Source organism: Nostoc sp. S13 (assembly GCF_029379315.1).
GTDB lineage: Bacteria > Cyanobacteriota > Cyanobacteriia > Cyanobacteriales > Nostocaceae > Nostoc.
Genome location: NZ_JAQYWQ010000054.1, coordinates 1 through 23,378 on the forward strand (window position 1 = coordinate 1; position 23,378 = coordinate 23,378).

The window sequence follows — 23,378 nt, forward strand, 5'->3', positions numbered from 1 at the left end:
AAACCTCTCCGTATTCTCTCTTAGTCTTGTTCAGAAATCAAATAGGAGTCCTATATTTTTCATACTTCAATAAGAATAATTTTTTGGAAGACAACCAAAAAATCTGTCTTCTGATTTCGCATGAGTTGGCAATTGAATGATTCTTAAGCTTTGATTGACTTAAAGATAGATACAGAAAATCGTCTAATTCGATACAATTTATAGGCAGAGAGAGCCGAGGAGAACAAAGTGGTTTTATTAAAAGGCTTTGAGATAGAGATATATACTGGCACGCCTCAAGGTGAAATCGTCGGTCTCTCCGACAAAATTATTGCAGCTTTGGATGGATTTATGCGGGAGCCAGATAGCCGCAACGTCGAATATATAACCCAACCATCCCCTAATTACGATAATTTATTGTGTGCTTTGCTGCATCCCCGGCGAGAGTTGCGAAACTACCTTAATCGCTTGGGCGATTACACCTTGATACCGGGGAGTACTTTATCTTTGGGTGGGAGCGATCGCTTTCTACGTTCCGATCCAGCAAACCCCTATCATGACTACATTGAGAATACCTACAAGACGAAAGTAGTCACCGCCAGCGTACATATTAATGTCGGCATCAGCGACCCAGAAGTATTAATGCGGGCGTGTCGGGTAATCCGGATGGAAGCACCTCTATTTCTCGCCCTCAGCGCCTCATCTCCCTTCCTGGATGGCAAAGCTACTGGCTATCACTCCACCCGTTGGGGACTGTTTCCGCAAACGCCTAGCCATGTGCCGCTATTTGCCAGCCACGCCGATCATATTCAGTGGGTGGAAGATCAACTGGCTGCTGGAACAATGCAAAATATACGACATTTATGGGCATCAGTGCGACCAAATGGCGATCGCCGTCCCTATGACTTGAATCGCCTAGAATTGCGAATTTGCGATTTAGTCACAGATCCCATTGCCTTGCTGGCGATTAGTGCCTTATTAGAAGCGCGTTTGTTGCAAATAATCGAAAATCCCACCATTGATCCATTAACTCAAAGTACTTTCTCTGCTGAAGAACTCGTCACCCTGACTGCTGAGAATGAAGCTGCTGCTGCTGTTAGTAGTCTTGATGCTAATTTGAGGCATTGGCAAGATGGCAGAAGCATTGTAGCGAGAGATTGGATTGCTCAAATGTACCAAGACGTTTGGCCGATCGCCAAACAACAAGGCTTTAGCTGTTTCCTTTCTCCTTTACACAAAATCCTCCGCGAAGGCAATGAAGCTCAACAGTGGTTGCAATTACATGCAGTCGGTTTTGACAGCCAGCGCGTCATCACTCAGGCTATTGTCGCCACCCAAGAGCGCGAAATCGAACTCGAAGAGAAATTGTGTTCGTCCCTACTGGCTTAACTGAAGACGCAGGGGGCATTGGGCATTGGGTATTGGGGAAAGAATTCTTATAACTCCAAACTCCCACTCCCCACTCCCCACTTTTTCTACATAAAACTTAATATTTCCTGATTTTAACCAAATATCCTCTCAGGCATTTCTCTGGGAGGGTTTGTGGTTGGTTTTAAAAATCTAATAGATGGATGATGCTGGATTATTATTAATAAAAGCTATGAATCGCCTCTACCTTTTGGTAGATTTAACCTTGACAATAATTTGTTTTATACAGTACGTAAATTATACGGACAATGCCCCAGGTAGTTTTAGTTAACCCGCAAATCCCCCCTAATACAGGTAATATTGCCCGTACTTGTGCAGCTACGGGTACAGAGTTACATTTGGTGGGGCCTTTGGGATTTGAAATTAGCGATCGCTACCTCAAAAGGGCTGGGTTAGATTACTGGCCTTATGTGAAACTGCACTATCACGAATCGCTAGAAGCTTTTAAAACTCTACATCAGGAGCGTGGAGGCAGATGGTTGGGTTATACGGTTGGTGGAAATTGTAATTATATAAGCTTTCAGTTTCAACCTGATGATTGGCTACTGTTTGGTAGTGAAACCACGGGCTTATCACCAGCAATTCTGTCAGATTGCGATGCTACCTTGCATATTCCGATGAGCCAACCGGGGGTTCGCAGCTTGAATCTGTCAGTGAGTGTGGCAATTGGCTTATTTGAAACCCGTCGTCAGTTAGGCTATTTACAATAGTTCTTTACCTCCAAAGGCATAAGTAAATATACTAATAATAGTTTCAGGAATCTACTAAACGAGTTATTTGTAGCTAGAAAAATTTTCTGATTACTCGAATAAATTGTCAAAAAAAATACATAAAATTAGATTTTTGAGCAAATTGTAGTGGAAGATACTTACAAGCAGAGTAAGGTTGTTATAAGAAATTTGTATATAAAACTTGGGCTATTGCCAAATTTGAATGATAGATTTTGATGAATTTGAAAGATTCTAAATGGGGGAACAAAAGCACTAAAATCAAGTCAGGGTTTACATTTGAGCTATTCTGGGTCAATAAACGCCAGAAAGCAACCCAAAAGTAGCTGATAGTTAATACGGTTGTCTTTTAGGGAATAATCAACGTAAAGTCTCCTGTTGAGAAGACGGATTGGTTAGAAATATCTTGAAGATATTTACAGCAGGGGATATCACTTTTCCAGAAGTCGCAGCAATTTAATTCTCAACAGCGACTATGGACTGGGCAAATAGTTTGCCGCCTAGTCCCCGCGATTGACGCAAGACAAGCGCGGACAATGGTAAAGAGTAAAACGTCCTAAGTGGTGTTAGGAGTGGTTCGGACAAGTAAACACAGCAAACTTTAAATTTTGCTAACACGTGTGAACTTGTCTAAATCAGAGAAGCAGGTTAATCTTGCGTAAGCATCTCTGGTGAATGTGATCTTGATCTATCGTTCGTTGTGATCTAAATCATTGACTAGTATCCAACTGAAAAATCGAGATCAGTTAAGCGCTAGTGATCATAGGAGGTCGTCTTTGAAACGAGCATTGAAAAAGAGAGTAAAAGCTGTGTTGAACAATAACCCTAGCGATGATGATGCCCCGGTAAAACTGGTAAATGTGATGAATCCAAAAGTTAACCGCCGGGTGCGAACAAAAGCCGCGATGATTGGCTTGGCAATCTCTATGGGAGCAACCAGCCTTTTGGTGACTCGACAAAGCGATCAAGCCCAAGCAGCGGTGCCTGTAGGCAGCCAAAAGGCTTCTTCTTCGATTCCTGCTGTTCCTGACACTGAGGTGAAATTCGCCTCCACAAAGCTGGAGTCCCAAACAGTCTCATCAGCGAGCGTACCGGAAAATCCTGTGATCGTGGAACCAACGGCTGTCTCACAAGTGCCTGGGCTTGAAGCTAAATGGCAAGTTGCGGCACATGGAATGTCTTTGCAAGTTCCGGCATCAAACACATTTTCTCAAGCAAAAGCAGGTTATAAAAATTCTACCTACCTGAAGCCCAAGATGGCACAGGGATTGAACAATACCTTAGCCGAAACTAGTTTCCCAACAGTCAATAATCTGTCTGACTATACTGCTGATGGTGTTGGTAGTATAAATGCATCACTAACTGCCCAGCCACAAATAGTGGCAACATCTGGCGCAGCCAACAGTGAAATAAATGCACAACTTAAGGCGCAACAAGAGTTCGCACTAAATCGCTTACAAGAAAAATCCAACCGTTTAAGAAAGAGTCTGGCACAGTTGCGGTCTGGGGAGACCAAAAATTTATCACAAGCTGATATGGGGTTGGTGGAGCCGACGACTGTCGTTGAGAAGACTCTATTAGCCCAGTCGGACACTTCTGAGAATGCAAGCAAAGCGAACCTGATATCGAAGTTAAAACAGAAGACACAGACGACTGCACTTGTACCATCTAGACCAACAGTTATTGCGTCCTCGACTCATACAGCCTACCAAGTTAAGCCTGGAGATACATTAGCAGCGATCGCCAGCAGATACAAGACTTCAGTATCACAACTAGTTAAGGCAAATAACCTCAATAATCCAAATGAACTGCAAATTAGTCAAAAACTGATTATTCCTGCTGCTCAAGTTGAGGCAACTGTTGCGAGTAACCCCACTGTTGTACAGTCCAGCAATACTCCTCATGTTGCCACCTACCATGATGTGAACATTGGTAGTGCCAACTCATATCTACCTACTTCACAATCACCAACTATTGCCGACAATAGTAGCGTTGCCGCCCCTACACCGGTAACTATTCAGATTCAGGCAAATAGTGCAACCCAACACCAACCAGTCCCCACTGCTGTTAGTTCTTATGGTGTCGGTGGTGACATTCCAGTCCCACAAGCTTTTGCCGAAATGCAACAGCCGAAAACACCAACAAATAGGATAGCAAGGGTAAACAATAACAATAATGACCGTTTGCGGGGCTTACAATCGGAAATCCAGAGGTTACAGCAGAAATATCGCGCTCAACAGTCTGGGAACTTAATTGTGCCAGCAGCAAGCGAAACTAATCATGCTGCGATGCTTACTCCTATTTCTAGCCCTAGTAATTTCACTGTACCTAACGCCGCAGTTCGACCGAATAATGTAGCGATACAAATTCTAGTTCCTACACCTATTAGACGTAACTATAGCGCTCAACCAATTAAGTCCCAATTCCGTGCTACTCTACCGGCTAACGAGCCAGTAAATCCAGATTTCTTGCCCAATCTAGGCTCTGCTAGTCAGTGGACTCCCTCTGACAATCCATCTGGCACAAGCGTTAAAACGCCTACTGGAAGAGTAAATGCCTCTGACTCCTTAGGAAAGATGCGGGGAACTACAGTTTCTCCACAGATGCCGATACCACCTTTGGCAGCAGTCGATCAATATCTGCCCAGACAAATTGACGAAACTATACCCCCTCCATCTAGCTCATCTATAGCTTACACATGGCCGGCGAAGGGTACTCTCACCTCTGGTTATGGTTGGCGCTGGGGTAGATTGCACAAGGGAATTGACGTTGCTAACTCCACTGGCACACCAGTTGTTGCCTCAGCAGAAGGTACGATAGAAAAAGCTGGCTGGAACAATGGTGGTTACGGCAACCTCGTCGATATTCGTCATCCCGATGGCAGCATGACTCGCTATGGTCATAACAGCAAGATTCTGGTGCAACCTGGTCAACTGGTGCATCAAGGAGAAACAATTGCTTTAATGGGTAGCACTGGTCACAGCACTGGGCCACACAGCCACTTTGAAATTCATCCACCAGGTAAGGGTGCTGTTAACCCAATAGCCTTCCTACCAAATCGCCTGTAATTCTTGACTTGTCTGTAACTAAATCATTGGCTTGTTAGTTGAGGGAGTTCACCTCCCTCTTTTGCTTTCTATAACCTCAACAGGGATACAAGTTCTAACAGAATTGCCAAAGGGGCTAGTCTTGAGCAAATTTGTATGCTATATTAGTTAATGATTTGAATAAATCTGGCTCAGTAGCTCAGTTGGTTAGAGCACGGGACTCATAAGCCTGGGGTCGTTGGTTCAACTCCGACCTGAGCCACTTTAAAAGTTATAAGTAGTGAGCGATAAGTGGAGTTAAGATAGAGTAACTTTGACTGCTCTGTGAGAGGCAAGTTTGACCTCTAATACTCAGGACTCAGCACTAACTGTTTGATCAGTTTGTAGCCAGTTGATTAAATCAGCGATGTCTACGACGGGCTACGCCAACGCACTAAAATCTAACAAAGCCTCACCCAGTGCTTCCAATTGTTCTAGAGAAAGATCCTGAATCTGTTCTCGAACCTGTTCTGGTAACTTTCCTACCCGTTTTTGTAGCAGTCGTAGTATAAGTATTTGTGCTTGTTCCTGTTGTCCTTCCTCCTTCCCTCGCTCGTAGCCAATGCGCTCGCCTGTGGTAATGTAACTCATGGTACGCTCCTGCTCGAATTGTTTAAACTCCTGCCAAAATTCTGCTTCTAATGCTTTTGGTAAAATCATAACCCAATCGATAAAACGATAGAGGTTACGAATATCCCTTTCTTGCAGCCCTTGTTCATACAATCGCCGAATTAAACTAAATTTCCACGTTTTCCTTTCTCCCAGATGTTTAGTAGTTTGCTGGGTTTTCAAATGTGCCATTACCACTGTCGCAAAGGGATTATCGCTCTTTTCTAACTCTGTCCATCGATTTTAATAATCGAGCAGTTTGACGCTTCCAAATCTAAAATGCAGACCACAATCGGGATAATTATAACTGTATTGATTTGGTCTCCAAGTCGAGTCAGCATCGCACAAAATTGCTAGGCTAATGGCTGGTTTAGCAAATTTGTCAAAAATTCGCAGGTTGTAGGAAAACATCCTTTGAGCAAAATTATCTTCCGATTTTGCCTGAATTTCGACATGAATCAACAGCCAAATTTCCTCTCCTTGAATTTGCCAGACTTTGACCAATTTATCTGCATATCTTCTACCAAGTTGTGCTTCGCGGGCTATTTGTTGAAATTCCTTATCAAGAAACTCGTGGGGACGTTCCCAATTAATTAGTGCTGCTGTTTGCGGAAATAAAAATTGCATTGCTTGCGGGAAGTAAGCTTCTAGGATTTCTTTCCACGGGGAATCATTATCGGCTCTTTCTCGTTCCTCGCTCATGAGTTGATTGGTAGATTCATACTCTTGATAATAAAATGTGAGTAGCCGATATTTTTCAGCAGGTTAGAAGTTCCTCGATCGAGAAAATTATATACAAAAGTCAGCAAAGATAGATTTTGGGATCAAAACCACCTTTTTGGGATAATTAACCGCCATTTTTAGCTATACTCATCTCTTATACTCAGCACTATTGAATGTGGCGGATGACTTCAGCGACTGACCAAGCTTGAGCGATCGCACCTCTGGGTGTATAAGGTGAATCGCCATCAAAAATCTCAGAAATAGAACCAAGACAAGCGTCCAATAGGAAGTGATCTAGCAGGGGTTGCCAATCAAAAGGCAGCGATTGTTGGGGATAAAAACGTTGCCAAGCCCGAATATATGGCCCAATTAGCCAAGCCCAAACACTGCCTTGATGATAAGCGCGATCGCGTTGCTCTTGGTTGCCCTGGTATTTCCCTTTATATTCGGGATCTCCTGGATCAAGACTGCGAAGACCATAGGGGGTAAGCAAGCTGGCAGTTGCCAAATCTAATACTTGACACCCTTGTTGTTCAGAAAACCCACAATGGTGCAACGACAGCGCCAAAACTGCATTGGGACGAATTTGAAAATTACGGCGATCGTCCGGCTCAATCGTATCGTACAGATAACCTAGCTGAGGATTCCAGAACTTTTGCAGCGACGTTTTTACGTGTTGTGCTTGTTGAGCATAACGCCGTGCTTGCTTAGTGAGACGCACTGGCGAACCATACTCAAGCTGGCTCAATCGTTCTGCCCACTGACTCAGCCAACATAAAGCAGAATACCACAATGCATTGATTTCCACTGGTTTACCGTAACGGGGAGTGACGGGGTGTGCCCCAATTACCACATCCATCCAGGTGAGGGCTACACCACGACCATCCCAACTAACTAGCCCATCGGTAGCATCGACCTGGATATTAAAATGTGTACCACCAACAAATGCTTTGTAGATTTGCTGTACTACGGGGAATTGCTCTGCCAAAAAATTCCAGTCTTGAGTAGCTTCTAAATAAAGTCCTAAAGTTTCAATCCACCACAACGCCGCATCAATACTGTTATAAATTGGTTCGCCATTGACATCAGGAAATGCATTAGGAATCAAACCGTAGCGACAATAATGCCCAAAAGTTCGCAATACTCCTTTTGCCAGATCAAAGCGCTGTGGAACTAGTGCCAACCCCGGTAAGGCGATTAATGTGTCGCGTCCCCAGTCATTAAACCAGTGATAACCAGCAATAACTGTGGGGCCTGCAATTGAGGCCCGATAGACAATAAACTGATCGCTTGCTTTGAGTAGTTGTTGCCAGAGTAGGGAGTGGGCATGGGGCATGGGGCATTGGGGAGCCAGCGCCGTGGGCGGGTTTCCCGACTTGAGGCGACTGGCGTCATGAGACATTGGACATTCGTAATTATTCCCTAGCTCTCCAGATCCCCAGCTGACCTGCCCCTCCGCCCCTCTGCTTCCTTTATTCCATCCAAAAATCTGTGAGAGCCGTTCTTGCTCTGCCTCCACGGCTTCTACAAAGGTTTTGGCAGTGAGAACATTTAGACCTAGCATCGAGTCGGGAAAACCTACTCGTGCTTCTAAAGTCACTGCATCTCCTGGTTGGAGTATGACTATCAAGTAACCAGGACTGTAGAGGTCTTCCTTATCGCCTAATCCCCGTTTCGTCTCCTCAGGCAATCCATAATGCCAATACCAAACTGCATCTGGTTGATAATTTCCTTGTGTCCAGCGCAAGTGCCAAGGTATACCGAAACGCCCAGAATTGATTGCTTGCAGACAGACTTGCTGTTGTCCTAGCATTTGCGAGAACTGTAATGTTGGCCCAGCAGTCTGCTGGTGGTGAAAGTCACGTTCTGCGATCAATAGTCGCAGCCGTAAAATCGCTGTATCACTTCCCTCGTAGCGATAGTGGATTAAAATCCGATGGCAAAATTGGGAGTGGGCATTGGGGAGCCAGTGCGTTGCGGAGGTTCCCTCCGTTGAAGCAACTGGCGTCATGGGGCATGGGGCATTGCTTATTCCCCCTTGTCCCCATTCGCTACTCTCTTCCCAACCATAAGGCATCAGCAATTGTCTAGTTAACTGCCAATTATCTTGACCCCAAATCCATGTAGGAACTGGGTTAATATCAAAAGAACGTAGCAGTTCGTAGCCTGTCGGCTCAATCTGACCGTTACCCCAAAAGTTTGTCCCCAGTGCTACAACGCTCCCTAATACTTCCAAGCTAGCTTCTAGGTGGGAAAACAGCAGAGTCTGCCCAGAAGGCGGGTTTGTCGCGGCAAACAGCCAACCATGATAAGTACGCGTGCGGACATCAGAAACTGTACCACTGGCAAAACTTCCCAAGCCATTGGTAAGCACCCATTCTCTTGTATCTAAATCAAACATTTGCTACTCAAAATCGTTATGAGTATGATATAGTCGTAACAGATCGTAATTAAACTGTGAGTCAGCCCTGAAGGAGGGTTAGCCCGACCTAGGGAACTGACGCTAGCGTAGTGTTAGCGAGTACTCGAGCGTCACCCGAAAGGGTGAAAGCGTGGATGGGTGAGTTTTACTTGACCCAAATTCCAACGCTACTAAATCGATAAAGGAGAATTAGGTTAATGTCCCTTACTTACGGAACCGAAGGAAGCCTCCGCGTTGGTCAACAAGCTCCCGATTTCACAGCAACAGCTGTGGTAGATCAGGAATTTAAGACAATCAAACTTTCCGATTATCGCGGTAAGTATGTCGTCCTGTTTTTCTACCCATTAGACTTTACCTTTGTTTGTCCCACTGAAATCACAGCATTTAGCGATCGCTACGAAGAATTCAATAAAATTAATACGGAAATCCTTGGGGCTTCCGTTGACAGTGAATTCTCCCACCTCGCTTGGATTCAAACAGATCGTAAATCTGGTGGCGTTGGCGACCTGAACTATCCTCTAGTCTCCGACATCAAGAAAGAGATTAGCGCCGCTTATAACGTGCTTGACCCAGCAGCAGGCATTGCCTTGCGTGGTCTGTTCATCATCGACAAAGATGGTATTATACAGCACGCTACCATCAATAATCTAGCTTTTGGTCGCAGCGTTGATGAAACTCTGCGGACATTACAAGCAATTCAGTATGTTCAGTCTCACCCCGATGAAGTTTGCCCAGCTGGTTGGCAACCTGGTGACAAGACAATGAATCCTGACCCAGTGAAGTCTAAAGTCTACTTCTCTGCCGTCTAAATTTCGCTAGCTAGCAAACTCTAATCCATCCTGTTGGAATTGAGAGCCAAATCAATGAAAACCACAGATAAACAGAGATACACATTAAACAGTGTTAACCTCCGTATCTATCCGTGGTTTTCTCATAAAATAGTATTGAAAGAATCCAGTTTGAACAATTATTACGATAGATTAAGCCCCCAAAAGCTTATCCAATCACTCTTTGACAATCCAAAATCGTTCGATTGAGCGTACCCCTACGCGGAGCGTCTCGTAGAGAAGTCGAAATCCAAAATCGTTCGATTGAGTGAAGTCGAAATCCAAAATCCAAAATGGTATTATGCTTACTTCAACTGATTTTAGTGGCTTATTAAATGAGCGATTTTTCCGCAATTTTTTACCAGTTCCAGCTAGCAATAAACTCAGGTTGGGAGTGGGAACACCAGACTTTCAACTGCCAGATATTACCAACGGAACTTTAGTAAAGTTGTCTGATTATAAAGGCAAGCAACCAGTGTTACTCGCCTTGACTCGCATCTTTACCGAAAAGCAATATTGTCCATTTTGTTTTCCTCACATCAAAGCTTTGAATGAAAACTACGAACAATTTAAAAATCGCGGTATAGAAGTTTTAATGATTACTAGTACCGATGAACGGCAGAGTCAAATAGTTGTGAAGGATTTAGGTTTAAAAATGCCGTTGCTGAGTGATCCCAGTTGTCGAGTGTTTCGTACCTATCAAGTAGGACAAGCTTTAGGAGCGCCTTTGCCAGCACAGTTCGTATTAGATAAAGAAGGAAAACTCCGCTACTGGCATTTATTTTCTTTTCTGGATCACAATGCCAGTATTAATAAACTTCTAGAGCAATTCAATTGAGTATTAAGATGAACCTATCCCACTAATAAAATTTGTGCTACAAAGCTTAAGTTGATTGAGAACTCAAAACGAAAAATCAAGCTTTTCAAGCACATTTTAGGAAAAGAAGTAGAGATTTTTAGAATAGTGGGATAGGTTCATATAAAGTTGGCAATGTCCGCCCTACTTACGCTGTGAGTTTTCCTCATGTTGACCAGAAATAAAAAGGTACAAGCCCCTCTCTTACAAAGTTCTGATGCCTGTGGCGGGCTGTGCCAACGGATAGCGCCACGGAGAGCGAGTCCGCGAGCGTCGGAAACCTCCGCTCAGACTTTGCGCTAAATTGATTTATGGGGATTTTTAATTTTTAATTCCCCGAAAGGGTTGACTTTTGACTTTTGACTTCCCCGTTCGCGTAGCGTCTCCAAGAGTTGGGGCTGTGACCTCAGGGCGCTACGAAATCAGCTTTAATCCTTTTCCAGTTTTGGCTAGATGACGGCTTTAATATAGTTAAATCTTTAGCAATTTTGGACTATTTAGAGGCAAAATATCCTACACCTGCGATGTTGCCTAAAGATGCCAAGGATTTAGCGATCGCACGCATGGTACATATGTTAATTAATCTTGACAAAAAGATTAATTACTGTCGGTTCGCTTATTTTGAGGGATAAAAGGGAATTAACGTCTGATCGCAAACTGCCACAACTTATTAAGATTTAGACCAAGCTATTACCCAAGCTTTAGAAACAATAACTAAAAAAGACATTATTGGTTGGTTTACCCACTGTTGCTACTATATTTTACTCAACTGAGAACAGCTATAATCGATGATGGGAGAGAAAAGAAGAATCCCTACTCAGTTCTCTTCGGTGATGACAGAGTAAAGAGCAATATCTATTTGCTTCCTCATAAACTGAAGTGCTTTGCTAGCAAGGCTTTAAAGAGTGTGTGCTACAATTGGACAACCACGCAGCAAAGCTGTTACTCTTTAACTTGGCACACCATCACCAGCCAGAATGCTTACTATAATTTGATTTCTTAATTTTGACTTTTGAATTGCTTAATATATCGTGCTTTGTATGAAAAAAGTCGTCGTTGGTCTTTCTGGTGGCGTTGACAGTTCCACTGCCGCAGCTATCCTGCACCATCAGGGCTATGAAGTGATTGGTTTGACTCTTTGGCTAATGAAAGGCAAAGGTCAATGTTGCTCTGAAGGTATGATTGACGCGGCTGATATCTGTGAACAACTGGGCGTTCCCCATCAGGTTGTGGATATTCGGGATCTCTTTCAGACGCATATTGTCGATTACTTGGTGACTGGTTACAGTGCTGGAATCACGCCTTTGCCTTGTTCCCAGTGCAATAAAACGGTGAAGTTTGGGCCAATGGTGCAATATGCCCATGAAGAATTGGGATGCGATCGCATCGCCACTGGTCATTATGCCCGAATTAGCTATGACGAAGCAACTGGACGTTACCAATTATTAAGGGCTGTTGACCGCAACAAAGATCAGTCATACTTCCTCTATGATTTGTCTCAAGATTTACTTGCAGCAACTATATTTCCTCTAGGTGAACTAGAAAAAACTGACACGCGCCGGATTGCTACTGAATACGGACTAAAAACTGCTGATAAGCCAGAAAGTCAAGACTTATGCTTAGTGGAAAGTAATGGTTCCATGCGGACATTTTTAGATAAATATTTAGCTCCCAAAATAGGCGATATAGTAGATGTCACAGGTAAAATTTTGGGACAGCATGATGGTGTCCATCACTATACCATTGGACAGCGCAAAGGCTTGGGGATTGCTGCTGCCGAACCACTTTATGTGATTGAATTAGATGCGGAAAATAATAAAGTAGTAGTAGGCGATCGCACTAAGGTAACTCAGCCAGAATGCACTATAAATCGGGTAAATTGGGTTTCTATTGCTGAACCATCAACTCCAATTCATGCCGAAGTGCAAATTCGCTATCGTTCAACGGCTACACCAGTTACAGTCATTGCTTTGGAAAACTCCCATGTGCGTTTGGTATTTGATGAACCCCAAATCAGCATCACTCCCGGACAAGCTGCGGTGTGGTACGACGGGGAAAAAGTATTAGGTGGCGGAATTATCGAGCAGTTTAGTTGAACCCAACCCCGTTTTTGCGTCCCTCCACACTTGTGGAGGGCTATTTTTATTTCTCACATTTTTGTAAAAAAGTTTGATAATGCTGTTCCAATGCAATTGAATTAGGTTTAAATCTGTCTTTATCAGGAAGTAGTAATTTTTTTCCGCCAAGTCCTTCATAATCAGTCCCGCATAAAGTAGGAGAAATTACTACCTCATAGTTTTTTGGATGAATAGATAGTAAGTATTTCTCAAAAAGTCTGTGTATATCTACCCGAAGTAAAATTCCATTAGAGGGATGATTTGTTTCACTGCCAAGATAGCGGATAATATGAGCAGCTTCTAATACTTTATCTACGCTATAACCTGTAATTGCACATTTTCCTTTATAGGCTTTTATAACTTCACGCCTAAATTTAGACTGTCCTTTACGTCTATAAACAAGAGAAATAACTCGCATCCTATCATCTATAATGTTATGTGGATCAAATTCATTTACAAGGATATGAAATAATTCTCTAGAAAGATGATCTTTAGGCTGTTCTCCGGCCATCAGATGCATCAATCTAACAAAAATATCATCATCTTCTTCTGAACTCAAATTATGCTGATTTGTATATTTATTAAAAGCAAAAGCTAATTGCTCAAAATCAGTTGTATCCCAAGGGTTAAGATATACTGAGCTTTGATCAGCAGCTTTTGTTTGCTCATGTATATTTTTAGCCTTAGTTTTTCTGAATTCTTCCGTTAATTCCTCCCAAAATGAATATAAAAACATTGATGACGTATCATTTGGACTTTCGCAACAAGAGAGCTTTAGAAGTCTGAATAAAATATCTTTTTTGTGGTTCAATGTTAAATTATAAGGATGTCTTGTAATAAATTTTAAAAATACAAAAGTTATTTCTTCCCAAGCTCTAATGTCATTTTCAGGAAAAATATCGAATGTAAATTGTCTTGCCCAATTTTCAAAATTATAACCTAATAAACAATCTAAATCTAAAATGGAATAAATTCTTTTAATTCGAGTAATTTGTTCAGAATTAAGTTTGCTGATTGCCTTTCGATTATGACTAAGTTGCTCAAAGTGTATACTCTTAGTTGTAATTTTGCCTGTCTTCGGGTTGAGAACCTCTACTTTTAGATTAAATTTTTTCTTTTTTGACACAGTTTCCTACCCGATTATTATTCAGCGTTATTCTCTCCTAAATCTTCATCTAAGATTGTTTCAATATCTCGTCCGCTATAAATGACTCTAAGAATCTCTACACCAGAATCGGAAGGAAGATAAAAAACAAGATACTTTTTAAATCCTTTGATCGCTTGCTGTCGAACACCAGCTAAATTAGGATGAGAGGATTGACAAGATTTTCCCATTCCTGGCATTTTACCCAGTTGTTTGAAAGTTGTTTCTGCTGCTATAAGAAACCGGTCTGAAGCCTCCAAGTTATCTTCTGCAATATAAGTCGCTAATTCTATTAAGTCGCGGATGACTTGCGGTCGTTTGTTTACGTTGGTCATTAACCTTGGTTTGACCCTTTATGCTTGGCAATTCTTTCCCGCACAGCTTGGCGGATGTCTTCCCAATCGTCAGGAGTCATCTCAGTTCCATTCCCAGAATTTAGACCTTCTAAAAGCATCGCTTCCAAACGTTCAGCCGCTTGACGCTTTTGGTCTTGGCGCACTAACTCACGAAAATATTCACTGACACTGCTGTAACCACCAGTCGCCACTTTCTCTTCTATATAAGTCCGCATCGCATCAGGGAGAGATATATTTATACTTTTCACTGGCACTACTTCCCTAATTTTTCTTTCATAATATTATTTTATGGCAATTTATGCCATTTATTGCCATAGCAGGCTCAATAGACTTATCCGGAAATGAGAACTTTATTTGGCTGAAACCTAGCTCTGGAGAGGGTTTTAGAGGTTCCTGTTTTATATAAGCTAAAAAGCCAGCTATGTAAGGGTTTCAGCTATTTTGAGGTTTATTTGTGGATAGGTCTAATGAGCAAAAGCGATACCTGCGGCGAACTAAATCTATGTACTTTTTATCAAAAACTACTTCTATCTAATGCCCCTTAAAACTCTTTCAAAGCTTGTACGGTTCCTACTTGCCAAGCTCGTTCAACTGTAGCGGCAATAATTTGAGTTAGAGGGATATTTGGAAAGTTAGGACTGTGATCAGATTCGATGTAATGTCCATCCCTGAGTAAATAAATCCTCAGCTTTTTACTATCATAAATCCATAGTTCTGGAACAGCGATCGCTTCGTAAGCACCAAGAGTTGTTTTTGATGTCACATCTGTTTCAATTACCAAATCAGGAGGCGGATCATCTAGTTCCAATTTACGACAACCAATCATTCTTTGGTAATTCTGGATGTAGAAGCAAGCATCTGGTTCTACCCCCGCCGTATTTTACCGCTTGAAGGTAGTTGAACCGAAGGGTTCATAACTTTTCCCTGCGATCTTCAGCAAGATTTTTACAACATCTGAAATTAAGTCCTTTGATTTTTCGTGTTCTGGTAGAGGAACCATGATTTCTAACGTAGACTTGCTGTAAGCAACTCGTAGCGATCGCTTTTCTCCCAACTCCTGCAAGATAGACTCAAATTCTTCCCAGCTTACATCTTGAATAGACACTGTACTACCGGGTGCTAGCCGCATCTGGCTAACTGCTTTAAAAACAGGTGATACAGCAGTCATAAGCAATTCAAAATAAGGGAACTCTTCAACGACTAAAGCGGAGATTAACTTTAGCCTAACTTAAAAAGTATAGTAAATTTTTAGAAAACTTAAGTCCCAGTCCCCAATCCCTAGCCCCCCATACCCCTAAACTCTTTTTCTCTACGTACCAGCATTTGATAAGTTAGTTAGTACATAATCTGAAACAATAGCAGTTAATACAAAAAGGGGATTACGTTGAGTCACAATCCAGATGCTATAGCCCCCCACGGTGGACAGTTAGTTAACCGTATCGCCACACCAGAACAAAGAGCAGAGTTTCTTTCAAAAGCTGACTTTTTGCCGCGAGTGCAACTTGACGATCGCGCCGTTTCTGATGTAGAAATGATTGCGATCGGTGCTTTTAGTCCACTCACGGGTTTTATGAACCAGGAAGACTACGATCGCACTGTTACAGAAATGCGACTAGCTAATGGTCTTGTGTGGTCAATCCCGATTACACTATCGGTTAACGAAGAAGTAGCTTCCCCGTTACAAGAAGGCGGCTTAATCCGTCTGGATAACTCCAGAGGTGAATTTATTGGGGTTTTGCAACTTACGCAAAAATATCACTACGACAAAACCCGCGAAGCAATAAAGGTCTACCGCACTGATGATGCCAATCATCCCGGCGTGCAGGTACTTTATAACCAAGGTAATGTACATCTAGCAGGTGATATTTGGCTACTGCAACGCCAACCTCATCCCCAGTTTCCCACTTATCAGATTGATCCAGATGCCTCACGGCAACTATTTAAAGACAAGGGTTGGAAAACTATCGTCGGCTTTCAAACTCGCAACCCCATCCACCGCGCCCATGAATATATTCAAAAGTGCGCTTTAGAAATCGTTGATGGTCTATTTTTGCACCCATTAGTCGGGGCGACAAAAGAAGATGATATTGCTGCTGACGTGCGGATGCGTTGCTATGAAATTTTGCTGGAACACTACTACCCCTTAGATCGGGTAACTTTGGCAATTAATCCAGCTGCAATGCGTTATGCTGGGCCTCGTGAGGCCATATTCCATGCTTTAGTTCGCAAAAATTACGGCTGTACTCACTTTATCGTCGGACGGGATCATGCTGGTGTCGGTGACTATTACGGCACTTACGATGCTCAATACATCTTTGAAGAATTTGCGCCAAGTGAATTGGGAATTGTGCCGATGAAATTTGAACACGCTTTTTACTGCACGCGCACTAAGCAGATGGCAACATCTAAAACCAGTCCCAGCAAACCAGAGGAACGCATTCACCTATCGGGGACAAAAGTTAGAGAAATGTTGCGGCGTGGTGAGTTACCTCCTCCAGAATTTTCCCGTCCAGAGGTGGCGGCAGAGTTAGCGCGGGCAATGCAAATACAAGTACCGGCTTAGGGCATTGGGCATGGGGCATGGGGCAATTCAATTTTGGATTTTGGATTTTGGATTTTGGATTTTGGATTTTGGATTTTGGATTGACGATAGCGTAGCGTTAGCGAGTCCGCGAGCGTCTTTTGGATTAAATTTCAATTCTTTAATTTAAAATCTAAAATCTAAAATCTAAAATCTAAAATTCTTACTCCCTCATCTCCTCCCACTCCCCACACTTTGATCAACAAGCAAACATTATCTGTAACTTTACATTACAGAGTTCAGCCCTGTAAGCTGCTAACTGATAGCTGAGAGCTGATAGCTAATTATGAAACGGCGCAGGTTTTTACAGAGAATTAGCTCAATACTCGCGGTATTGGGGATAACTGAAGCTGAGTGGTTGACTTTCGGAAATCGCTATTATCAGGCTTTGGCACAATCCAGTCCGCGTAAGTTGGGATTGTTAATAGGTATTAACCAATACCCAGAAAATCCAGCCCTCAGTGGTTGTCTGACAGATGTAGAACTACAAAGAGAACTTTTGATTCATCGCTTTGGCTTCCAAGGGTCAGATATTTTAACCTTAACTGAGGAAGAAGCTAGCAGGGAATTCATTCAAGCGGCTTTTTTAGATCACCTGGGTAAGCAAGCTAAACCTAGTGATGTGATTGTCTTCCACTTTAGCGGCTATGGCAGCCGTGTCAAATTGGAAACATCGCCAGAGAGAATGCAAAATGCTCTGGTACCAGCAGCTAATGGCAGTAAAGACCCACAAGATGAGAAAATAGTTAACTATATATTAGAAGAAACTCTACTGCTATTATTGCAATCGCTTCCCACAGACCGAGTAACAGCAGTATTGGATACTAGCTATTATGCTCCTAGCACAGTCTTAGGATTAAAAATTCGCGCCCTTCAGGAGTCAGTAGAGGCAAAGTTAGCAGCAGAGGAACTCGACTTGCTCAAACAACTTAAAACTCAGAAGTTACCCAGCACTCCTATTGTCTTAGCAGCTACCTCAAATCCAAAGCAGTCGGCGAGGGAAGGACTGTTTTCTGGTTTTAGTGCTGGGTTATTTACCTACGCCTTGACACAGTATTTGTGGGAATTCACCCCAGCCACCACAATTCAAGTCGCCTTCTCTCATGTGGAAAATTCTCTATCGAAATTGGCTAGCAAACAGCAACCGACGTTATTAAGTAATCAGAAAAATCAATATATAACGTCTCTACTACCAACTGAGTTTTCTGCGGATGTGGAAAACCTCTCTCCTAAAAGGGAAGAGGCTTTGAATACTCTTCCTTCCCTAGTAGGGAAGGGAACTGAGGGGTTAGGTTTTCCAGATGAGGTGAAAAATCACCTACTACCACACAGTTCCATTGGTGCAGAAGGGGCGGTGAGTGCCATTGAAGAAGACGGCAAAACAGTCCATCTGTGGTTGGGAGGATTACCCCCACATGTGCTGCTATACTACGGAGTGAATTCTCGATTCACCCTAGCAACAACAGAGCAATTAGTATTGCGATCGCGGACTGGGTTAACAGCAAAAGCGCAAATTTCCAAAATTGATATTACAACTCCTCTACAAGTCGGGCAACTCGTCCAAGAAGCAGTCCGGGTTTTACCCCGGAATATTAATTTAACAATTGCTTTGGATACTGGACTAGAAAGAATTGAGCGGGTAGATGCCACAAGTGCCTTTGCCGCATTTTCCCGTGTGTCCACCGTAGTAGTAGGAGAAAAACCAGCTGATTATCTATTTGCCAAGCTACAGCAAACGCCTAGTCGCTATGGACTATTTTCTCTTGGTGGCGAGCTAATTCCCAATACCACCGGGGAAGTAGGAGAAGCAGTGAAATTAACGGTGCAGAGGTTAGCGCCAAAATTATCAACCTTGCTAGCAGCTAAGTTATGGCGACTCACAGAAAATCAAGGTTCTTCTCGCTTGGCTCTCAAGGCAACCTTAGAAATAATTAGTGACACATCGCCGAGCGTTGTCATGCAGCGTGAAACAGTGCGAACTTTTAAAACTGAAACTTCGATTAAAAAATCAGTGCAGACGCGATTAATAGCGTCTCTGCCCACTCCCATTGTGCCTATCGGTAGTCGAATGCAATATCGAGTAGAAAACCAGAGCGATCGCCGAGTATATTTAATCTTGCTGGGATTAAACAATAATCATACAGCAATTGCCTTCTACTCTTGGGAAACCCTCCAAGAACCAAACACTGCCGACACCAAGCCCCTCCTTAAAGAAGCCGTCATCGCCCCAGGTGAAACCCTCACCTTACCCCAAACTAATGCTGCTTCCGCATGGGTGATTTCAGGGCCAGCTTTCTTTTATGAACAACAACTAATTTTTAGTACTGCACCCTTTAGCGAAACTCTCGCCGCCTTGAATACTGCTAAGTATTCCACAGCCGAACAAGACCCGATTGGCCCATTGTTGAATTCCTTAGACGTTGCACAAGCCTTGCTACAAGACTTGCATAACGCCAGCGCCCTAAAAACGGAGATGAACGGCACAGCAACCGACTCATATATCTTGGATGTAAATAATTGGGCAAGTTTTAGCTTTAATTTTCAAGTAATGTAAACACATAAACCACGAAATATCTCAATTAAATTCAGTCGCTAGTACGAGCAGACACAGCATAATATTTTTTACATTCGCGTTTCTAGTTAGCTATATGCCATAAATAAAAAATATCTATAACTTTTGATTATTTAAATTTGGAAATAATTCATTCGGCAGAAGGAGGTAAAGAACTAAGTAAATGTCTATTTTAGTAATTAGGAGATGAAGAGAAAGTTTTTGAGGTTAAATTTAATGGTTCTTTACAAAGTAGAAGATTTCGAGCCTAACTATCAAGATAGTTTTGATGGACATGACATTAAGGGTCTGGGTGTCTATACACAAGGAACTGATGAAAAGGTTGGCACAGTTAGCGATGTTTTAGTTGATGAAGAAGGTCATTTTCGCTATCTAGTCGTTGACTTAGGCTTCTGGATTTTTGGTAAAAAAGTATTACTACCAATTGGTCGTGCCCGTATCGACTATAACAATGATCGTGTTTATACAATTGGCTTGACTAGAGAGCAAGCAGAAGATTTACCTGAGTTCAATGAACGCCAAACCCTTGATTACGACTATGAAGAACGGGTGCGTGGGGTATATCGCCAACCGGGAGATTACGCCCTTCCTCTAGATGCATCATTACCACAAGCGGCAGACTACGGTCTTGCTGTAGATGCTTCATTACCATTGCAACCGATAACACCACCGGTAACACCAGTAGATACAACCTCTCGGCAGCCGGTTACGCCTACTTACAATCGTGATAGCTACAATTACGAAAATGAGCCTTCTTTATTCGGCTTAAATGACCAAGATAATCAAACTCTGAAATTGTATGAAGAACGGCTGATTGCCACTAAACGACGCCAAAAGACTGGAGAAGTAACGATTGGCAAGCATGTTGAGACTGATACTGCACGGATTGCAGTGCCGGTGGAAAGAGAGCGAGTTGTAATTGAACGTGTAACTCCAGCAGATGCAGGTACTGCCGTTTCTGGGCGCGAAGCAGATTTCCGTGAAGGCGAAGTTGCTCGCATAGAACTCCACGAAGAAACTGCTGATGTTCGCAAAGAAGCATTTTTGCGTGAAGAAGTCAGAGTTAGAAAAGTGGTTGACCAAGACACAGTTGAAACTCAAGAAACTGTACGTCGTGAAGAGTTAGATGTGAATTCTGGTAATCTTCCGATTGAAGAACGCTAACTAAATATAGTCATTAGCTACTAACTAATGACTAATAATTAATTCGATACAGTACAGGTGAGGCTGTTAAATCAGCCTTACCTGTGCTTGCAATCGCTGATACCAGTTTAGATTTTGGATTGGGAATATTGCTCTAAATATGGGTTGTATAGGTTGTATAAATATAATCAGCAGCAAACATTTTCTAAATGGTATTCAGATGATCAATACATTTAATAGCTAACTAGAAAGCAGTTCATAAATTTTGCATATGAATAGCCAACCGATGACAAAAAACATTGGACAGGCAAATACGACCACTCGTACTAGCACCTCATTAGCAGATTTAAGAAAGAAGGTGAAGGATTTTGCTGTTATCGATAGGCAAGGTGAGCTAGTAGGAGTAGTTCATGATTTAATTGTTGATGCTAATCGTCGGTTAAACCTAGTTATATCTAACCAGGTGAATCAACAAACTGTAGAAGATGGTCAGCAGTTAGCCGATAAACATCCTTCTTTATTTCACTTGCAGAGCCAGAGAATAAAGCAAATTGACAAGCCGACTAAATCTGTTTTCATAGACTTAAACAAATCAGAAATCGAGTATATGCCTGAATATTTAGAAACAGAAACACCAGGCGATGCCAATCGGCAAGCTGCTTTGCATCTACACACATTATCAGAAAACTCAACTGAGAAACTAGTCAATAATCAAACTACAAATAGCCCAGTTGAGCCAGTAAATTTAGAACAAGTTAAGGTTAGCGAAGAACAGATTATTCGTTTACTAGAAGAACGGCTAGTTGTTGAAAACAGTAAGCGTAAAATTGGCGAGGTGATTGTTCGCAAAGTCATCGAAACCCGGATGATACAAGTTCCTGTCCGGCGTGAAAAGCTGATTGTGGAACAAATTAGCCCAGAACACAAACAACTAGCAGAAATTGATTTAGGAGAAGAAGAAATTTCTGGCGTTGACTTGACCGAAGTAGAAAGACTTAAAGTTACACCTTTTGACAGTAGTTTAACGGTAAGCGGCGAATTTAGTTCGCTTAAAACTGCTAGTTTATTGTTGAATGCGATCGCACTAGAGCGAAATCACGGATGCAAGCAGGTGCGTGTTACCATTTCTGTTGAAGATGAGTCACACCAGAAAAAATACCAGGAGTGGTTTGACCGTTGTTCTAAAGGTCAATCGCTAAAGCCGGAAAAATAAGTTTCTAGAAGATAAATTAGTCGGGTGGGCATTGCACACCCGATTTTTTTGTCGATTTATAGCAGATTTCAAGGAAGTTGAAGTACATAACGATTCTTCCCAAAGCCAGGTATAAACCCTGTTTTACTTCTGTTAGCGGAGCGAGGCGTGGCCCATTCTGGATTCTGAATTCTGAATTATGCTGTAAGAAAAGAAAGGTGAAGTTTCCCGTTTCCTAGCGGATTAGTGGAATGTCTCCAAAGCAACTTAATTTACAATACTAAGCAGTTGCCGTTCTTTTGGCTACTTGCAATGAAATTTCGACTCAAGAGACTTTCACGAAAGAAACAACAGCGTCTGATCCCACCGATTCAGATTCAAGTTCGAGATGGAAAATTTGAGATTATGGGTATGGGTGCATGGCATTCCTACTGGCGCGATCCCTATCATCTGCTGCTCACAATTCCCTGGACTGCCTTTCTGATCCTAATTTTTACTTCCTATATAACTATTAATGCTCTATTTGCCCTAGCTTACTTGATTGGAGGAGATTGTATTGCCAACGCCCGATCTGGCTCTTTTTTAGATGTCTTTTTCTTTAGCGTGCAAACCCTAGCATCCATCGGCTATGGAGCAATGTATCCTAAAACAACTTACGCCAACATTATTGTCACCATTGAAGCAATGATCGGTTTGGTGGGAATTGCTGTGACGACAGGACTAGCGTTTGCTCGATTCTCCCGACCTACAGCCCGTGTGGTTTTTAGCCGTGTTGCAGTGATTACACCTCAAGATGCGATGCCTACTCTCATGTTTCGCAGCGCTAATAAGCGTCGCAATATGATTCTGGAGGCACAGATGCGAGTTTACTTGATGCGCGACGAAGTAACCCTAGAAGGGCAGTTCATGCGTCGGTTCCACGATCTCAAATTGCTAACAAACCAAACACCTAGCTTCACCTTAAGCTGGTCAGTGATGCATGTCATTGATGAGTTTAGTCCTCTATATGGGATGACACCAGAATCGTTAATCCAGACAAATACTATTCTGATCATCTCTTTGAGTGGCCTTGACGAAACGGTTGCACAGGTCGTCCATGCCCGTCATACCTATGGTGCTCATGAGATTTTGTGGAACAATCAATTTGTCGATATCTTCCACCAGACACCCGATGGAAATCGCTACATTGATTACAACCGCTTTCACGATGTTTTCCCTTTAGATGAAAAGAGTTGAAATACCGGAAAGTTACTCAGAAATCTCATTGACTGGTGGTTGCAAGGGTTTAACCACAACCCGACCATTTTCAACTACAGTGCAACTTTTAACCACCCTCTTGCTGTGGTTAACTGGCACATCCTGGCAATGGTTTTGGAGGCAGAGATTTTGATTTTGCTCTTGTTGTTGGTTAAGAACGACAACACAACAGGCGGAGGAGGCGAGGGACATATAACATATTTTGATCTCTATATCTATTATCGCTCTACTGATGGTATTTGGCTCAAAAATTTACTAACGGGACTTAAACATTTTTGAGGTAGAAACAAGCCTTAAACCCATGCAGAGTAAAGGAAATACACCAAATACTCAAAAATAGACCAAACCCAGATATATC

At 42.5% G+C, this 23,378-nt stretch carries 16 protein-coding genes, 1 tRNA gene and 3 pseudogenes; 13 read left to right on the forward strand and 7 right to left on the reverse strand.

Features of this window, described 5'->3' with window-relative positions; genetic code table 11:
• The first annotated feature begins 228 nt into the window (after positions 1-228).
• The 4 genes from gshA (at position 229) to PUQ00_RS17475 (ending at position 5,444) form a co-directional block, all read left to right on the forward strand.
• Entirely contained in the window at positions 229-1,368 is a 1,140-nt protein-coding gene (gshA, locus tag PUQ00_RS17460; protein ID WP_300418938.1) for a glutamate--cysteine ligase, read from the forward strand.
• 287 nt (positions 1,369-1,655) lie between these two features.
• Entirely contained in the window at positions 1,656-2,117 is a 462-nt protein-coding gene (locus tag PUQ00_RS17465) for a tRNA (cytidine(34)-2'-O)-methyltransferase (RefSeq protein WP_300418940.1), read from the forward strand.
• A gap of 794 nt (positions 2,118-2,911) precedes the next feature.
• Positions 2,912-5,203, forward strand: a complete 2,292-nt coding sequence (locus PUQ00_RS17470; RefSeq protein ID WP_300418942.1) for a peptidoglycan DD-metalloendopeptidase family protein — start codon at positions 2,912-2,914, stop codon at positions 5,201-5,203.
• A gap of 167 nt (positions 5,204-5,370) precedes the next feature.
• A tRNA-Met gene (locus PUQ00_RS17475) sits at positions 5,371-5,444 on the forward strand.
• Positions 5,445-5,602: 158 nt separating this feature from the next.
• On the opposite strand, the pseudogene PUQ00_RS17480 reads toward PUQ00_RS17475, so the two are convergent.
• Positions 5,603-6,532: pseudogene (locus PUQ00_RS17480) on the reverse strand (DUF4351 domain-containing protein).
• Between the two features lie 187 nt (positions 6,533-6,719).
• Positions 6,720-8,954 carry an amylo-alpha-1,6-glucosidase gene (locus PUQ00_RS17485; RefSeq protein ID WP_300418944.1) on the reverse strand — a complete coding sequence of 745 codons (2,235 nt, stop codon included), beginning with the start codon at positions 8,952-8,954 and terminating at the stop codon, positions 6,720-6,722.
• 218 nt (positions 8,955-9,172) lie between these two features.
• Here PUQ00_RS17485 and PUQ00_RS17490 point away from each other — a divergent pair, with 218 nt between their 5' ends.
• From PUQ00_RS17490 to mnmA, 4 genes and pseudogenes are all read left to right on the forward strand, one after another.
• Positions 9,173-9,784, forward strand: coding sequence for a peroxiredoxin (locus PUQ00_RS17490; protein WP_229549843.1), 612 nt, complete (start codon positions 9,173-9,175; stop codon positions 9,782-9,784).
• A 319-nt stretch (positions 9,785-10,103) separates the two neighbouring features.
• On the forward strand, positions 10,104-10,640 hold the full coding sequence (locus PUQ00_RS17495; protein ID WP_300418948.1) for a peroxiredoxin: 537 nt from the start codon (positions 10,104-10,106) through the stop codon (positions 10,638-10,640).
• A 467-nt stretch (positions 10,641-11,107) separates the two neighbouring features.
• Positions 11,108-11,236: pseudogene (locus PUQ00_RS17500) on the forward strand (glutathione S-transferase family protein); the annotation flags it as partial.
• Positions 11,237-11,698: 462 nt separating this feature from the next.
• The gene (gene mnmA / locus PUQ00_RS17505; RefSeq protein ID WP_300418949.1) at positions 11,699-12,754 is read left to right on the forward strand and encodes a tRNA 2-thiouridine(34) synthase MnmA; all 1,056 of its coding nucleotides are present in this window, start codon (positions 11,699-11,701) and stop codon (positions 12,752-12,754) included.
• Positions 12,755-12,800: 46 nt separating this feature from the next.
• Here the strand turns inward: mnmA and PUQ00_RS17510 are convergent, their stop codons facing one another.
• The 4 genes and pseudogenes from PUQ00_RS17510 to PUQ00_RS17525 all read right to left on the reverse strand — a co-directional run bounded on the left by PUQ00_RS17510 (position 12,801) and on the right by PUQ00_RS17525 (position 15,443).
• The gene (locus tag PUQ00_RS17510; protein WP_300418950.1) at positions 12,801-13,901 is read right to left on the reverse strand and encodes an HNH endonuclease; all 1,101 of its coding nucleotides are present in this window, start codon (positions 13,899-13,901) and stop codon (positions 12,801-12,803) included.
• Between the two features lie 17 nt (positions 13,902-13,918).
• On the reverse strand, positions 13,919-14,254 hold the full coding sequence (locus PUQ00_RS17515; RefSeq protein ID WP_300418952.1) for a type II toxin-antitoxin system RelE/ParE family toxin: 336 nt from the start codon (positions 14,252-14,254) through the stop codon (positions 13,919-13,921).
• A complete protein-coding gene (locus PUQ00_RS17520) occupies positions 14,254-14,523 on the reverse strand; it encodes a type II toxin-antitoxin system ParD family antitoxin (protein ID WP_300418953.1) in 270 nt (89 codons plus the stop codon). The genes PUQ00_RS17515 and PUQ00_RS17520 overlap by 1 nt, the downstream gene beginning before the upstream one ends.
• Positions 14,524-14,816: 293 nt before the next feature.
• Positions 14,817-15,443, reverse strand: a pseudogene (locus PUQ00_RS17525) (Uma2 family endonuclease).
• Positions 15,444-15,659: 216 nt separating this feature from the next.
• Here PUQ00_RS17525 and sat point away from each other — a divergent pair.
• The 5 genes from sat to PUQ00_RS17550 all read left to right on the forward strand — a co-directional run bounded on the left by sat (position 15,660) and on the right by PUQ00_RS17550 (position 22,999).
• Positions 15,660-16,838, forward strand: a complete 1,179-nt coding sequence (sat, locus tag PUQ00_RS17530; protein ID WP_300418955.1) for a sulfate adenylyltransferase — start codon at positions 15,660-15,662, stop codon at positions 16,836-16,838.
• A 304-nt stretch (positions 16,839-17,142) separates the two neighbouring features.
• Complete coding sequence (locus PUQ00_RS17535) at positions 17,143-19,410, forward strand: caspase family protein (protein WP_300418957.1); 2,268 nt, start codon at positions 17,143-17,145, stop codon at positions 19,408-19,410.
• Positions 19,411-19,644: 234 nt separating this feature from the next.
• Positions 19,645-20,592, forward strand: a complete 948-nt coding sequence (locus PUQ00_RS17540; protein ID WP_300418959.1) for a DUF2382 domain-containing protein — start codon at positions 19,645-19,647, stop codon at positions 20,590-20,592.
• A gap of 265 nt (positions 20,593-20,857) precedes the next feature.
• Entirely contained in the window at positions 20,858-21,784 is a 927-nt protein-coding gene (locus tag PUQ00_RS17545; protein WP_300418961.1) for a DUF2382 domain-containing protein, read from the forward strand.
• A 291-nt stretch (positions 21,785-22,075) separates the two neighbouring features.
• Complete coding sequence (locus PUQ00_RS17550) at positions 22,076-22,999, forward strand: ion channel (protein WP_300418963.1); 924 nt, start codon at positions 22,076-22,078, stop codon at positions 22,997-22,999.
• Between the two features lie 12 nt (positions 23,000-23,011).
• Here the strand turns inward: PUQ00_RS17550 and PUQ00_RS17555 are convergent, their stop codons facing one another.
• Complete coding sequence (locus PUQ00_RS17555) at positions 23,012-23,212, reverse strand: hypothetical protein (protein ID WP_300418965.1); 201 nt, start codon at positions 23,210-23,212, stop codon at positions 23,012-23,014.
• Between the last annotated feature and the right edge of the window lie 166 nt (positions 23,213-23,378).